Origin of the sequence: Oleiphilus messinensis, assembly GCF_002162375.1 — a bacterium.
GTDB lineage: Bacteria > Pseudomonadota > Gammaproteobacteria > Pseudomonadales > Oleiphilaceae > Oleiphilus > Oleiphilus messinensis.
This window is the reverse complement of record NZ_CP021425.1, coordinates 437,979-452,424: the sequence shown is the minus strand read 5'-3', so window position 1 is coordinate 452,424 and position 14,446 is coordinate 437,979. Positions and strand designations below refer to the sequence as shown.

The window sequence follows — 14,446 nt, the reverse complement described above, 5'->3', positions numbered from 1 at the left end:
AAATTGATGTCGCAACGCAGTATCTCTGCCTACCTCTTTTTTTATTGTGCGATTCTGCTGGCTTCCGCCCAAATCCGGGCTGATCTCGCTTGTGACCCCGTCATGTTGAGCGCCGATACCCTGTCCGCACCACTTGGCAAATCACTCCAGTTTTACATCGACCCGGCAGGCCAGCAACAACTCGAATCGATTCTCCAAAGACCTTTACCCTGGCGTCCAGCGGCGCAAGAGGTACCAAGTTTTGGCTACGATACGCGCGATTTCTGGTTTAAAGGCTGCCTCAGTAACACTGACAGTCGCTACAGCCACTGGAAACTGCACATTGCCTACCCGCTACTTGATCGCCTCAACCTCATAATCCACCGCAAAAATGGTACCACTCAACAGTATCGGCTGGGCGATAATCTGCCTTACGACCAGCGCCCGGTGAAACATCGAGACTTTGTCATTCCCCTGGACCTTGATGCAAATGAAACCGTTCACTTCGCGATTAATATCCAAACCCAGGGCACAGCAAAACTACCATTAACCATCTGGCGGCCCGATGCCTTTGAAGCCTACAATTACGAAGTGCAGATGCTGCACGGCATTTACTTCGGCTTCATGGTGGTCATGGTGCTGTATAATTTTTTCATATTCCTTTGGGTTCGGGATCGAAGTTACCTCTACTATCTCGGCTACGTTGCCGGGCTGGGCTTGGTACAATTTACTTTTCTTGGTTTTTCTTACCAGTACCTCTGGCCGACAAGCCCCTGGCTGCAGGAAAAGCTAATGCCAGTCGGTATCTGCTTCACGCTGGTTTCGATCTGTGCATTTACCCTGGTATTCCTTGATATCAAAAAATACTCCAGATTTGGGGCGGGCACATTGACAGCGATCATATCGTTAGCAGTGCTCTTTGCTTTTCTTGCGTTTTTTCTGCCTTACACATTGATGACACGACTTTCGATTCTACTGGTTCTCATTGGTAGTTGTACCTGTTTCCTGCTGGGTCTGTTAACGCTGATAAAGCGGAACCCATTTGCACTCTTCTACATGCTTGCCTGGAGTACTTTGCTTGGGGGGGCATTTATGTTGGCGATGACCGGTTTTAATTGGTTACCCAGCAACGTTATCACCATCAATGCACTTGAAATCGGTGGTGCCGCAGAGGTGGTACTGCTCTCACTGGCTTTAGCCGCACGCATCAAATACTTCCGTGAACAGCAGTATCGGGCTGAACAAGAAGCTCTTCAGGCTGCAGAGCTCGCCCGAATCGAGCGTGATATTCGTATTTCCGCGCAGGAATCAGAAAATGAACGCCTTGAACAGCAGGTGAAGCACCGAACAGAAGCGCTGGAACATGCGTTGTCAGGTCTCCGGGAAGCGAATCAGAAACTGGAGCATATTAGTGCCACAGATGCGCTCACCGGGATTTTCAATCGCCGTTATTTCAACCAGCAATACAGAGATGCCTATCTTCAGGGCATTGCACAGCAACACCCCATATCCATTATGATGCTGGATATTGATCACTTTAAAAACATCAACGATACCTGGGGGCATCAAGCCGGGGATGCAGTGCTTCAGGAAGTCGCGCAAATTGCAACGGAACGGCTGGGCCACCATGGCATTTTCGCCCGCTACGGGGGCGAAGAATTTATCGCCATGCTCCCGAACTCGAAAGCCGCCACCTCCGCTACGATTGCCGAGCGTATCCGTCGTGATATTGCCGCAACCCGAATACTTCATGAGGGGTATGATATTGCCGCAACCATTAGTATTGGCGTTGCCTCGATCATACCCAGGGATGTCCGATTGAGCACGGGGTTAATCGCACAAGCCGATCTGGCGCTTTACACGGCTAAGGAAAATGGCCGAAACCAAGTATCAGTTGCAACCCAAACACCTGTGGCTGCAAGCGTTGCCAACAGCCCGCAGTGAATCACTGAATAGAACGCTGTTTTTCTTTCATGATTTCATTTGTCTGACTGATACGTTTTTTAAGACGCATCAACCCCAGTACCACCACAGCACCACACACCGGAACAGAAGCACCGACCCATAGCGCCGCGTGCTCGATCCAGCCCAGCGACTCCGCAGAATCCGCCAGATGTTTGACTAAACCAACCAGATGGTAGGTAATCACCGCAACCGAGAGCCCCTCAACCGCCTGTTGCATTCGTAGTTGCAGCTTGCTGCGACGATCCATGGACTGCAAGAGATAGCGGTTCTGGGATTCGATAGTCACGTTCACCCGGGTACGGATCAACTCACTCGCCCGTTCTATGCGCTTCGACAGATCCATAAGGGAAGACTTTACGGTCTCTGCGGTTCGGTATGCTGGAACCAACCTGCGACTGAGAAACTCACCCACGGTCTGCAGACCATTTACCCCAGCTTCCCGCAATTCATCAAGGCGCGATTCCACCAGGGCGAAATAGGCCTCGGATGCCGAAAACCGGTAGTTGGTATCCGTGATCATCTGTTCAACCCGGGCAGCAAGGGTGGATAGTTCACCCAGCAGACGTCGTTCATCATCCAGCCCCTCGATATCGGTGATTTGCTGTATAATCGCCGCCAGGTCTCGCTCCATTCCTTGCACCTCCGGAGCGATGCGCTTCGCCAGCGGAAAGGCCATCAGCACCATCATTCGATAGGTTTCAATCTCCAGCAACCGGCGCACCAGTCGTCCGGTCTGACACGCATTCAAATCGCGATTCTGCAGCAGTATTCGGCCAAAACCATCGCTATGGATGCGGTATGATGTCCATAACTGGGCACGCCCGCCTTCAACACTGGAACTGATCAGTCGGTGCCCTTCAAAACACTGGCGCAAATCATCTGCCGACTGAGGCTCGGGCGGCATCGCCTGTAATTCCACATGCAAACAACTGATCACTTTCCCCGGCATGGCTTTCAACCATTCCGGCGGTAACAGGGATAAAGCCGTTTTTCCGAAAGGCATGGGCGCATCGAGTTTGTGGATAAATGTATAAGACGAAAATTCGGTATGACGCTCCCAGCGCAGCTCAAAGCCGCCGAAGTTTTGATAAAAACAGGATGCTCCCGGTGCAGGCGGATTAACCGCATACCGGTGACTTAACTGGGATAAATGGTCAAACTCCAGATTTTGACCTGATTCCTCATGCAAAATCGCCAATTGGGAAATACTGGCTGGCGTTTCAATGACTGGAAATGGCCGTGTGTGCAACTCATTATAAAGCGCTTCCCGCGCTTCAAAAAACTGGAACAGCGGCTCAACACTTGGCACAGGCCCTGAAATTTCTCCGTGTCCATTCAATCCATGTCCGCTATTCAATCCATGCCGGTTCGCATTATTGAGTGCGGTGGATTCAAGCAAATCAATGGAATGTTCAACCATAACGTTATCCTTCGTTCCAAACGATGTCAGTACCTCTGGGATTACCAACCTGTGTACCAGCCAGCTTTGCCAGGGCTGATCAGGCGCGACACTTTACCACAATGGAATCCTTAGGGAATGCCTGGATACGGGAGTGTACAACTATACAGTGATCAATTTGATCCAAATCAGAGAAAAGCCGGATGCTATAAATCCACAATCACCACAAAAAACTATTACAAAAACCTATTACAAAAACCTATTACAAAAATAAGTTTAATCGATTTTAAGTATACTTAAGAATTTCATATCCTCAACGACATCGACAAACAATAGCGACACAGGTTGCCCAGGAGAATTTGAGATGTTGAAGACAATGACATTCACAATAATGCACTTTACCATTGCGTTCACGATTGCCTGGCTGCTCACTGGTGATATCGTAGTTGGCGGCGCTATCGCCTTGATCGAGCCTGCGGTTAACAGTGTTGGTTATTTATTCCATGAGAAGTTCTGGGAGCGCTTGCGCTCGGGCGGCTTTGATGGTTTCATGAATACACTTACGGAAAACGCTGCATTGTATTTATGGCGCTGAAATCCAGTTCTAGTGGCACAGCGCTTGGGCGTTAACAGTTAACGAAATACTTGACTAAACCTACTCATATACAGTAGCTTGTACAGTATTGTTTTCTCATGGATGGAGGTGATGATCATGGCTGAATTTCTATCGATAGGCGCTGCCGCTTTTCTGCTGGGTGTGGCCGTTTCCACCCTTCGTCGCTGGGAAAAAGAATCACGATTTTTCTCAGATTTCCGTACGCCTGGTGGCCATCGTCGTTACGCGCTTGATAAACTTTTAGCCTTTTGCGGTCAGTCGACTGCTAATGAGCAACGCAGAACAATCTGTTATGCACGCGTCTCTTCTCATGATCAGAAAAAAGATTTGCAAACGCAAATTGCTCGCTTGCAAAAACATGCCAGAGAGGCTGGCTATGAAGCTGTCGAAACCATTGATGATCTTGGCTCAGGATTAAACTATAAAAAACGGGGATTAAAGCGATTAATTAAGTTGATTTGTCAGCGTAAGGTAAAACGACTGGTTATCGTTCATAAAGATCGCTTACTCCGATTTGGGGCTGAATTGTTATTTGCGCTTTGCCAGATTTACGGTACGGAGGTTGTCATTCTTGAGGAAGTTGAAGAAAACTTTGAACAGCAACTTTGCCATGATGTGTTAGCGTTAATGACGGTCTTCAGTGCGCGATTGCATGGTTCACGTAGTCGTAAAAATCAACGAGCCATCGCCTAGTGGATACGCCAACGAAAACACTCACCTTTGAAACCCGGCTTGATTTGATTCATGAGCAGGATGCGGCATTGTGCCACTATGCCGAGCTGTGGAATCAAGTGAAGTTTCGTTGGTTTGCTAACTTACAAAAGCCTAAAGCCCAGCAATTGAATCGTACCCAGTTTATGCATGAAATGGGGATGCCGTTCAGCTATCGGGTGTTTCAAGGCGTCCGGCAAAGCATTAAAGGTTTAATCCAGTCTTACCAAACCAATCGAAACAACCGACTGGTGACGCTGGACGTTAAAATCAAACAGCTGGAGAATACGCTCAACAAGCTAGAGAAGCGCTGTGATCATGTTGCAGAGAAAGGCTGCCCGCAACAGGCGAAACAACTTCGCAACAGGCTACGACAGAAGGAAGTGAAACTGCATCGTTGGCAGCAAAAGCAGGCCGCCTTGGTGGCTGAAAAACAGGAAAACAAAACACCGATTTGTTTTGGTGGTCGAAAGCTGCTGAAAGAGCGACAAACACTAAAATCCAATGAAGGGGTCAGGGATTGGCAATGTCGCTGGCACGAAGCGCGACACCGTGAATTTCTATTAGTGGGTTCTCATGATGAATCCTGGGGCTGTCAAAATGCCCAGCTCTCGCCCAGTGAGCAAGAAGATGCTTACCAACTAAAACTCTTGGTGCCCCATCAATTACGCGCCACGTTCGGCACGACCATTAACATTGATCGCCTGCAATTCAAGCATGGTAAGGCGGCTATTGCCCAAGCCGTCTGGCAAAATCAGGTTAAAAAACTCGATAAATCAATCAAAGGGCAACCCCTGAGTTTTCGATTTAAGCGAGACAAAAAAGGTTGGCGGTTACTCGTTAGCGTGGAAGTGGCAGGACCAACAGAGCAAGCAGAGTGGATCGATGCTGACCAAGGTGTCATCGGTGTAGATGTCAACCCGGACCACTTAGCGGTCGTCGAGCTGGATCGAAACGGTAACCCACTGCAACACCGAACGTTTGACTTACCGTTACACTATAAGAATGATGCTCAACGGGCAGCCATTATTGGGGATGCCGTACGAGACCTGATGGATTTTGCCGCACAGCAAAGTAAAGCGGTGGTGATCGAAAAGCTGGATTTTCAGCAGAAGAAACGGCAGTACCAAAAGCAGGATCATCCTCAGTATGCCCGCATGTTGAATGCCTTTGCTTACGGCAAGATCAAGGACTTGCTTGAAACGCAAAGCATTAAACGCGGTATACGCCTTTATCACGTCAATCCGGCTTATACCTCATTATTGGGGCGGATGAAATATCGCGATCGACACGGTTTCTCAGATCACCATGCCGCCGCGTTAGTGATTGGTCGTCGGCATTGTGGCTTTAAAGAAAAGCCGCCAAAACAACTCATTGGTATTAACGCAAAGGGTACCGTTAAGACCGAGCATCCGCCTGTAAGGATGGCGCTCGGGGATTATCAGTATTACAACAAACTTCAGCGTTGGTACCAACCACTCGAAAAATCATTAGATTTTCTGAGTGGCTGGCGTCACTTTCGTCGTGTGAATCGGGTTAGTTACTCCGTTGAGGCTCGCCTTGATGGTAGACCGGGCATGAGTCCCGACTTGATTCAGGAAAGCACTCCACTGCTTTCCGCGCACCCTGCGCTGTAGGGATAGGCTCGTTTAAACCTTGAGTAGGTTTAAGCAGGTTTATGAAAACGGTTACTTGCAAGCTTGATAGACAGTACTCGGACATGACACCCCGTATTTCTCGAAGATCTCTTTCACTGCGGGGCCCTCTCTCCTTTTCCACGCGGCCAGCGCAACATTAAATGCATCCCGCAGTTGCTCCGCATTCGGCCAATTCTTTGAAAACCCCACATAAAACGGTCGCACACTTGGCTGACCAATCGGCTTATCGTAATAATCGATACCACCAAACTGCACTGGATTTTGATTGATCAAAAAACCGCAAACCGACTTCTCGCAAATAGCAATGTCCACCCGTTCTTTCGTCAGCAAATACAACAATTGCTTTTCATTTTCATCATCAACCACCGGAACCTTATCTTCCATGACGCTCAAAAAGTCAGGATCATAATTGTAGCGCTGCGAAAACCCGAGCCGATAATTCGCAAGATCCGCATAATGCAGCCATTGCAATGGCAGCGTTTTTTTCTTGAAAATTACATCCTGAACAGAACTGATGGGCGCAGAGAAATAGTAATGCTGTTCCCGGTCTGGATTCTTAGTGAAAGAGTAGTAAGCGGCGTATTTACCTCTTCGCGTCAGGATATCCGCCCGCTGGAAAGGCATGATACTCACCTCCGCTTCAATCCCCATGGATTGGAACACACGCCGAACCACTTCAGTATCAAACCCCACAATTTCACCACTCTCCGGGTTCTGAAACTTGAATGGTGGAAAGCTGGCAGTCGCAATTGGCAGATGACGGATACTTTCATCGGCCCGGATTACAGTGACCCAAGCAAACACAAAAGTGCAGATCAAAGTGATCATCAAGCCTTTAACGCTATGAACATCAGGCACCATATTGTTCTCATCAGGACAGGTTCTTTTTTCAGCTTAGCCTATCCTCCAAAACCTGGACACCTGAGTTGTGAAGATTTCAGGCGCGCAGAAAAAAACCCATCAGCGGAACACTGATGGGTTTTTAATTTGCGTTCTAGATCGATATTTCAGGTCGCATCATTTTAGATCGAAGCGATCCGCATTCATCACTTTAACCCAGGCTTTTACGAAGTCTTTCATAAACTTGTCTTTGCCATCATCACTGGCATAAACTTCCGACAACGCTCTTAATTGCGAGTTCGAGCCAAACACCAGATCCACTCGGGTTGCAGTCCACTTCAGGTCACCACTGGCCCGATCACGACCTTCGAACAGGTCAGCCGATGCCGAGGCGGGTTTCCATTCTGTTGCCATGTCCACCAGATTGACAAAGAAGTCATTGCTCAGCACTCCCGGGCTTTGGGTAAACACACCGTGGGAAGCCTGATCATAGTTTGCGTTCAACACCCGCAGACCACCAATCAAAACCGTCATTTCCGGCGCGGTTAAACTCAGCAGTTGTGCCCGATCGATTAATAACTCTTCGGCTGACACGGAGTAAGCCTGCTTCGAATAGTTTCGGAAGCCGTCGGCGATAGGCTCCAAAACATCAAACGATTCGGCATCGGTCTGGGAATCCGTTGCGTCCGTCCGGCCGGGCACAAAAGGTACATCAATACGATGACCACCATCGCTTGCCGCTTTTTCAATGGCGGCGCAACCTCCCAGCACGATTAAGTCTGCCAGGGAAACCGCTTTACTTCCCCCCTGGGCATTGAAGTCTTGCTGTACTTTTCCCAGAGCCTGTAGAACCTTCTGCAACTGTTGTGGCTGGTTCACATCCCAGTCTTTTTGAGGTGCCAGGCGAATTCGAGCCCCATTTGCCCCCCCTCGACAATCGGATCCTCTAAAAGTGGAAGCAGAAGACCACGCGGTGTAAACCAGTTCGGAAACTGACAATCCGGTAGCTAAAATGGCCTGCTTCAATTGGGCGATATCCCCCGCGTCCACCAAATCGTGATCTACGGGTGGCACAGGATCCTGCCATATCAAGTCTTCATCGGGTACCTCGGAACCTAAATATCGCGATTTTGGCCCCATATCCCGGTGGGTCAATTTAAACCAGGCCCGGGCAAAGGCATCAGCAAATTCGTCCGGATTTTTGTGAAAATGTTCTGAAATTTTCCGGTATTCAGGATCCTCCCGCATCGACATATCAGCGGTGGTCATCATCAGACCCACAGGTTTTGCGCTATCTGCGGCATGGGGTGCATGGTCTTTATCAGCCAGATTTTTAGCTGCCCACTGGTTTGCCCCTGCAGGACTCTTGACCAGCTCCCACTCGTAACCGAGCAACACATCAAAATAGCCGTTGTCCCATTTTACCGGATTCGAAGTCCACGCGCCTTCAATACCACTGGTGATCGCATCCCCGGCTTTTCCTGAACCATGATTGCTCTTCCAGCCCAGACCCATTTCCTCTATCGGTGCAGCTTCAGGTTCAGGCCCGACTTGAGCTGCATCGCCTGCACCATGGGCTTTGCCAAAAGTATGCCCGCCTGCAGTCAAGGCTACTGTTTCGTAATCGTTCATAGCCATTCGGGCAAATGTTTCCCGAACGTCTTTTCCGGATGCAATCGGATCAGGATTACCATCTGGCCCTTCCGGATTCACATAGATCAAACCCATCTGTACGGCAGCGAGCGGATTTTCCAGGTCGCGCTCGCCAGTGTAGCGCTTGTTACCGAGCCACTCGTCTTCTGCACCCCAATAGATATCCTCTTCAGGCTCCCAGATATCCTCACGGCCGCCACCAAAGCCAAACGTCTTCAATCCCATACTTTCAATTGCAACATTTCCGGCCAGAATGAACAGGTCTGCCCAAGACAGGCTATTCCCATACTTTTTCTTGACCGGCCACAAGAGTCGACGGGCTTTATCCAGGTTGGCGTTATCCGGCCAGCTATTTAATGGTGCAAAACGCTGATTGCCAGTCGACGCGCCGCCGCGACCATCCCCTGTACGGTAAGTACCTGCAGCGTGCCAGGCCATACGAATCATGAACGGACCATAATGACCATAATCCGCCGGCCACCAGTCCTGGGAGTCCGTCATCACATGGTCAAGATCTTTTTTGACCGCTTTTAAATCCAGTTTGCTGAATGCATCCCGATAGTTAAAATCCTCTCCCATCGGATTTGACTTTCGGTCATTCTGATGCAGAATCTTCAAATTCAACTGGTTCGGCCACCAATCCATATTTTTGGTGCCATTCCCCCCCATTCGAGTGTTCCCGCCGTGCATAACCGGGCACTTACCCGAACCTGTATTCTGGTCGTTACTCATGATGTGGCTCCTGTCTACGCAAGGATTAAAGAGAGCGATACGATCCGCCCGTTTCGTTAAGATAGACAATAGCCACTAAAGCGCCACAGCGAAAATCGTTTATAGCTTGCCCTGAAATAGACAAAAACTATAACTAAATCCCTTTACATAGATGACATGATAGATCGGTCAGTTTCGTCGATGCAATCGCCCCTCAACCCATTGATACGTCTTTCGCAGTCCTTCCAGCAGAGGCTCACTCGGCGCCCAGCCAAGCTTATCTTTGATCAAAGTATTGTCGGAATTCCGCCCCCTCACACCTTCCGGCCCCGGAATATGGTTGATTTCAAGGTTTTTCCCTGCAACCTCCATAACCATTCCGGCTAACTGATTAATCGTCACCATTTCTTCGGATCCGATGTTCACCGGCCCCTGAAACTCAGACCGGGTCAAGCGCAATACCGCCTCAATACATTCATCGATGTGTAAAAATGATCGGGTTTGTGCGCCATCCCCCCACATTTCAATCGTGTCACCGTCAGTTGCGGATGCAATTTTACGGCAAAACGCGGCTGGGGCTTTTTCTTTCCCACCTTCATAAGTGCCTTCTTCACCGAAAATATTATGAAAACGAGCAATTCGGGGCTCCATGCCATGGTTACGCCCATAGGCCAGATATAATCTTTCTGAGAACAACTTTTCCCAACCGTATTCACTATCCGGGTTCGCAGGATAGGCAGAATCTTCAGCACAGTTAGGATTGTCTGGATCAAGCTGATTGTATTCGGGATACATACAGGCTGATGAAGAATAAAAAATTCGTTTGATGTTCCGGCGTTTGCAGGTTTCAAGGATATGCAGATTGATCATCGATGAGTTATACATAATATCGGCATCGTTATCACCGGTAAAAATATAACCCGCACCGCCCATATCGGCGGCCAACTGGTAGACTTCATCAAACCGTTGATCTACCGCACGCTCACAGACTTGCATATCCCGCAAATCCCCTTGAATAAAATCATCCGCCACTGTTTCGGAAAATTCCGGGAACTTCAGGTCAACCCCTCTGACCCACATCCCATCTTTTTTCAACCGTTTCACCAGATGACTCCCGATAAACCCTCCGGCCCCCAATACCAGCGCTTTACGCATTCCTTATACCTCGAACTCAAACTTTATAAATCTTGCTGATTAATCTTTTTTTGTCATTAATTCAGCCTGTTAAGGTAAACCTAGCTCAAAAATGAAAAATTTAACACTATTGTTAACCGTGTTTCAGGGATGGCTGTTGGCCTCAGTGATGACGATAGTTTTGCGATTTGTCGAAACTCATCACAGTTAACCATCTGACCGGGTGAATCTGTAATAGCATATTCGCATAATCTCGGCAGTGTCTGCCCACGGTATTGCTATCGCCCGTGAATGCTCCTGAACAAGCAATTATTGTGTTGGTGTCTGCTACATTTTTTGATACCTTATACTCGCAGTTTCCGCTCCATGACAAAGGATTAGTCTAGCCAATGAAACCCGCCTTAAAGCCCTCTATCAAAGTCATTCAATGTTATTTCCTTAATTTCTGGCTCGGGTTGGCTCTTATCGCTGTATTTTTGACTTCCGTTGCCACAGTGAGTGGCGCAAATGGTTCGACTTATGAAGACCAACTCGCAAGTGCCAAGCAACTATACTTTTCCGGTGAAATTGAACAAGCCAAGGCTTTATTTGAAGCTCTTTCTACTCAAGGGGACGCTGAAGCCTATTACTATTTGGCATTAATAGCGCGGTCTCAAAACAAACCGTTCTCTGAAATTATTAACAAATTGGAAGTTGCAGCAAACTCTGGTGACTCATCTGCGATGTTTGAATTAGGGAGGATCTATGAGATGGGCCAGGGTGTAGATAAAGATTTGCTCATTGCCTTGGATTGGTACAGAAGGGCTGAGCAAGAATCTTTTGCAACCTCACCACCTGTAATATTTTTTGAAAATCAAAATGGCACTGATTCTGAACTGTCTCAAACTGATATGCTCAATCGGCTTATCGAAGATGGATCATCTGATGATGGAGAGACTCAATTCAAAGTTGCAAAGAGTTATGACTTTAACTTACACGGGATACAAAGTGGCGCTGATGCGATTAAATGGTACACCAAGGCAGCAGAAAATAATCACCAGTACTCTCAACTGTTGATGGGCTATTTTTTATGCAGAGGTATATATGTCGCCCCCGATAAAAAATTGGCAAATGAGTGGTTTGAAAAGTCTGGAAGAGAAGTCGCGTGTAAAAATTAACTAATGGAATAAACTAGACTAAGGATTGGCATCATGAATTTGGACGATAAACTTGTTAGCGAGCTGAAAGAAAATGAACAAATTTTGCACGGCACCGAGGCTTTGACAGTCCCTAGGGTTTAAGTTTGCATGCGAGGTGTTGAGGGACTGAGAGTTAGCCCCCCAAAAACCGCGACTCTCGCTTCCATACTCCCCTCTAGTTAGAACATTTTGCCACTACAGTGTTATTGTTTAAGACTGCGAGCAACAAAAAGAGTGCAGAGTGCTCGCGGCCGTACTTAACGGTGCCTGTCTCCGTAGCGTGCTAGAATCTAAATTTCATACCAGAAGAGATAGATGACCGCTTTATCCTTCAAACTTGAATCAATTCCAATATTGAGAACTTCACCATTATTCAAATTTACCTGGGCTGAGCGAAGATTGGCGACTTTGCTAGGCTGCCACCACTTATAATCCGCACCTAACTTACCCCGATTTTCGTTAGACAGTTCAAGATTGGCAAACGGAGAGTCAGAAATAAACTGCTCGACATCTTGCGCATCCATCTTCAATAATAATTGAACCATGCTGTCCATCGCTCGACCATCATCTTCTTTATAAAAGCCAAGTATCGAAATGTTCCTCGGGAAAGATAAGTGCCATTGATTTCCCAAGGCGGTGAGATCATCGCCATCGAAGCTGCCAGATACGTTTGAATTTCCACAGCCAATGAAGCTTACAATCAATAGGATACAAAAAATACTATTGCGCCATTTATTCAACTTATTACCATCCATATTTTTTTACTGATCCCCCAGTAACCTGAAATTGGTCAATCGGGATTGGTCTTCCCTTTTCCCACAAAAAATTCCGTTTGACTGAACCATACATATTGAATTCGCGTGCTAGGCCTTGCCGGTGGAATTCTCCCATGAAATCATCAGTAATCTTTATGCCAAACAATTCGACAGATTTCCCACCATCCCAGTTATACCGATCAACAAATTTGTATTCAAAATCTAATGAATAAAGTGTGGACGCACCAGATTTAGATACTGTAGCCTTGCCCTCCCCCCAGGTGCTATAACCCCCTATAGCAAAAAACCAATTTATACTGTGCCGTTTCTGGTTATAGGCGCTGTTAACACGTTTGGATCGTATGTTGTAGTGACCTACTGGTAACATTTCTACGAATTTCTGAGCTTGCTGAACCTCTTCAATAAAGCGAATCTGCGCAGATTGCACATCAGCTAACATATCTTCTAAGTCAATGGTAAGGTCTTTTCCCGTATTGGAAAAATAATGCGCCATATGCTTGGCCGCATCATCTCCAATTATCGCAGCCGATGCGGGCAAAATTTCCAGTATTAAGTGTTTATTGATATATGCCGAAGTCGTCACGGGCGAGGATTTCCAGACCCCCGCACCTATATCATGCATAACCGTTGGTGCTATAGCGCCGATCTGATACTCAGGTGTTGATGGGAATGAAATTAATGATACTGAAGAGCCTGAGCCTATCACTTTTTTTGTTAGAGCAAACAAACGATCATCAAGATGAGAAATGGTTTCCTTTCCAGCAATTCCATCCACAAGAGATAATTTCAAATCTTGCTGAAACTTGCTAACACAAAACTGTGTTTCACTTCCATAGACTCCATCGGGAACTTTACTTTTCATGGACTTAGGCATGGGATACCCAGCGTCAATTAAAGCGGCTTGCAAAACGGCAACAGCCGACCCTTTTTCGCCTTTGCGCATTGGTGGGGAGTTTTTATGGGCGTTAATAATGCGGGAATTTGATTTAAAATATACGAATTTGAGTGCCATATCTATCTCCTTATAAATTGGCCTGCGTAAAGTATTGCCTTCTTTTGACTGATTAGAAAATTCATTAAAACATTCGCACTATTAGAGAGCAAGTCACATTTCATAAGCCTCTACAATGCGATCAACCTGAAAAATAAGTTTGTGAACTAACTCGTTGATTTCACCTATGATCACCTTCATACAAATTGAAAAATTACGGTATTTTGATGGAGCTCGTCCCAGTTTCAAGACTCAATGGCAGCTTTACTTCATCCGACGTCTATTTTGGATTTCAACAAACAACAATACCGTACTAAGAGCAAATATTGTGGAAACTGAAGCACCCTCAAAGCCCCTCATAGTCAGCACATTTATTGTGTTTGTTTCTTTCACCATCATCTCAGCATACTTACTCATTTCTGAAATGAATGGGTTGATTACTGCACTTACTGAAAATTTAAGCCATTTTGAATTTGAGAAATTTTCACTCCTTGGCCTCGGGGGATTTATCGGTCTAAGTTCATTTTCTATAGCTACGGGTGCTTATCTCATTGGCAAGCCACTGAACGATAAGGGTCAAGCCATTGCTTTGAAAATCGCACTTGCAGGTATAATTATCATGATTGCGGGACGAATAGTCGGAGGCTATATTGTTGATTATGTTTTGACATCCAACGGGTATCAAGAATGCCAAGAACTCATTCACATGGGCCCCCGACATCGTCTCGAAACCTGGGCGACAGATGTCACAATCTGTGAAAAGCTCAAATCAGAGACTGAATAAATCTTTCGCTTTAGTCTTCCATACATATTTGAATAGGCTCGATTTTTGAGC

General features: G+C 47.0%; 12 protein-coding genes. 6 read left to right on the top strand and 6 right to left on the bottom strand.

Going from position 1 to position 14,446, the window contains the following annotated elements; translation table 11 throughout:
• The first annotated feature begins 6 nt into the window (after positions 1–6).
• The gene (locus OLMES_RS01970) at positions 7–1,923 is read left to right on the top strand and encodes a sensor domain-containing diguanylate cyclase (protein ID WP_087459704.1); all 1,917 of its coding nucleotides are present in this window, start codon (positions 7–9) and stop codon (positions 1,921–1,923) included.
• A 1-nt stretch (position 1,924) separates the two neighbouring features.
• Here the strand turns inward: OLMES_RS01970 and OLMES_RS01965 are convergent, their stop codons facing one another.
• Positions 1,925–3,364 (bottom strand): DUF3422 family protein, encoded by a 1,440-nt coding sequence (locus tag OLMES_RS01965; RefSeq protein ID WP_087459703.1) that lies wholly within the window; start codon positions 3,362–3,364, stop codon positions 1,925–1,927.
• Between the two features lie 343 nt (positions 3,365–3,707).
• Between OLMES_RS01965 and OLMES_RS01960 the strand changes: the two genes are divergently transcribed.
• From OLMES_RS01960 to OLMES_RS01950, 3 genes are all read left to right on the top strand, one after another.
• Positions 3,708–3,938, top strand: a complete 231-nt coding sequence (locus OLMES_RS01960) for a DUF2061 domain-containing protein (protein ID WP_087459702.1) — start codon at positions 3,708–3,710, stop codon at positions 3,936–3,938.
• 117 nt (positions 3,939–4,055) lie between these two features.
• A complete protein-coding gene (locus tag OLMES_RS01955; RefSeq protein WP_087464293.1) occupies positions 4,056–4,652 on the top strand; it encodes an IS607 family transposase in 597 nt (198 codons plus the stop codon).
• Positions 4,652–6,307: an IS200/IS605 family accessory protein TnpB-related protein gene (locus OLMES_RS01950; RefSeq protein ID WP_087459701.1), complete on the top strand. Its 1,656-nt coding sequence runs from the start codon at positions 4,652–4,654 to the stop codon at positions 6,305–6,307. The genes OLMES_RS01955 and OLMES_RS01950 overlap by 1 nt, the downstream gene beginning before the upstream one ends.
• A 51-nt stretch (positions 6,308–6,358) precedes the next feature.
• Here the strand turns inward: OLMES_RS01950 and OLMES_RS01945 are convergent, their stop codons facing one another.
• The 3 genes from OLMES_RS01945 to OLMES_RS01935 all read right to left on the bottom strand — a co-directional run bounded on the left by OLMES_RS01945 (position 6,359) and on the right by OLMES_RS01935 (position 10,687).
• A complete protein-coding gene (locus tag OLMES_RS01945) occupies positions 6,359–7,189 on the bottom strand; it encodes a substrate-binding periplasmic protein (protein WP_087459700.1) in 831 nt (276 codons plus the stop codon).
• Between the two features lie 156 nt (positions 7,190–7,345).
• A complete protein-coding gene (gene katG, locus OLMES_RS01940) occupies positions 7,346–9,553 on the bottom strand; it encodes a catalase/peroxidase HPI (RefSeq protein ID WP_087459699.1) in 2,208 nt (735 codons plus the stop codon).
• A gap of 168 nt (positions 9,554–9,721) precedes the next feature.
• The gene (locus OLMES_RS01935) at positions 9,722–10,687 is read right to left on the bottom strand and encodes an NAD-dependent epimerase/dehydratase family protein (protein WP_087459698.1); all 966 of its coding nucleotides are present in this window, start codon (positions 10,685–10,687) and stop codon (positions 9,722–9,724) included.
• Between the two features lie 368 nt (positions 10,688–11,055).
• On the opposite strand from OLMES_RS01935, the gene OLMES_RS01930 reads away from it, so the two are divergent.
• Positions 11,056–11,823, top strand: coding sequence for a tetratricopeptide repeat protein (locus tag OLMES_RS01930; protein WP_087459697.1), 768 nt, complete (start codon positions 11,056–11,058; stop codon positions 11,821–11,823).
• A 311-nt stretch (positions 11,824–12,134) separates the two neighbouring features.
• Here OLMES_RS01930 and OLMES_RS01925 read toward each other — a convergent pair whose 3' ends face one another.
• Positions 12,135–12,599: a hypothetical protein gene (locus OLMES_RS01925; protein ID WP_087459696.1), complete on the bottom strand. Its 465-nt coding sequence runs from the start codon at positions 12,597–12,599 to the stop codon at positions 12,135–12,137.
• Positions 12,589–13,632 carry a peptidoglycan-binding domain-containing protein gene (locus OLMES_RS01920; protein ID WP_087459695.1) on the bottom strand — a complete coding sequence of 348 codons (1,044 nt, stop codon included), beginning with the start codon at positions 13,630–13,632 and terminating at the stop codon, positions 12,589–12,591. Before OLMES_RS01920 ends, OLMES_RS01925 begins: the two co-directional genes overlap by 11 nt.
• A gap of 307 nt (positions 13,633–13,939) precedes the next feature.
• Here OLMES_RS01920 and OLMES_RS01915 point away from each other — a divergent pair, with 307 nt between their 5' ends.
• Positions 13,940–14,395, top strand: a complete 456-nt coding sequence (locus OLMES_RS01915; protein WP_157678105.1) for a hypothetical protein — start codon at positions 13,940–13,942, stop codon at positions 14,393–14,395.
• The last annotated feature ends 51 nt before the right edge of the window (positions 14,396–14,446 follow it).

Bases quoted from the DNA above. Each gene is read 5' to 3' on its own strand.
- OLMES_RS01970 (WP_087459704.1), top strand. From the start codon at position 7: ATGTCGCAACGCAGTATCTCTGCCTACCTCTTTTTTTATTGTGCGATT.
- OLMES_RS01965 (WP_087459703.1), bottom strand. From the start codon at position 3,364: ATGGTTGAACATTCCATTGATTTGCTTGAATCCACCGCACTCAATAAT.
- OLMES_RS01960 (WP_087459702.1), top strand. From the start codon at position 3,708: ATGTTGAAGACAATGACATTCACAATAATGCACTTTACCATTGCGTTC.
- OLMES_RS01955 (WP_087464293.1), top strand. From the start codon at position 4,056: ATGGCTGAATTTCTATCGATAGGCGCTGCCGCTTTTCTGCTGGGTGTG.
- OLMES_RS01945 (WP_087459700.1), bottom strand. From the start codon at position 7,189: ATGGTGCCTGATGTTCATAGCGTTAAAGGCTTGATGATCACTTTGATC.
- katG (WP_087459699.1), bottom strand. From the start codon at position 9,553: ATGAGTAACGACCAGAATACAGGTTCGGGTAAGTGCCCGGTTATGCAC.
- OLMES_RS01935 (WP_087459698.1), bottom strand. From the start codon at position 10,687: ATGCGTAAAGCGCTGGTATTGGGGGCCGGAGGGTTTATCGGGAGTCAT.
- OLMES_RS01930 (WP_087459697.1), top strand. From the start codon at position 11,056: ATGAAACCCGCCTTAAAGCCCTCTATCAAAGTCATTCAATGTTATTTC.
- OLMES_RS01925 (WP_087459696.1), bottom strand. From the start codon at position 12,599: ATGGATGGTAATAAGTTGAATAAATGGCGCAATAGTATTTTTTGTATC.
- OLMES_RS01920 (WP_087459695.1), bottom strand. From the start codon at position 13,632: ATGGCACTCAAATTCGTATATTTTAAATCAAATTCCCGCATTATTAAC.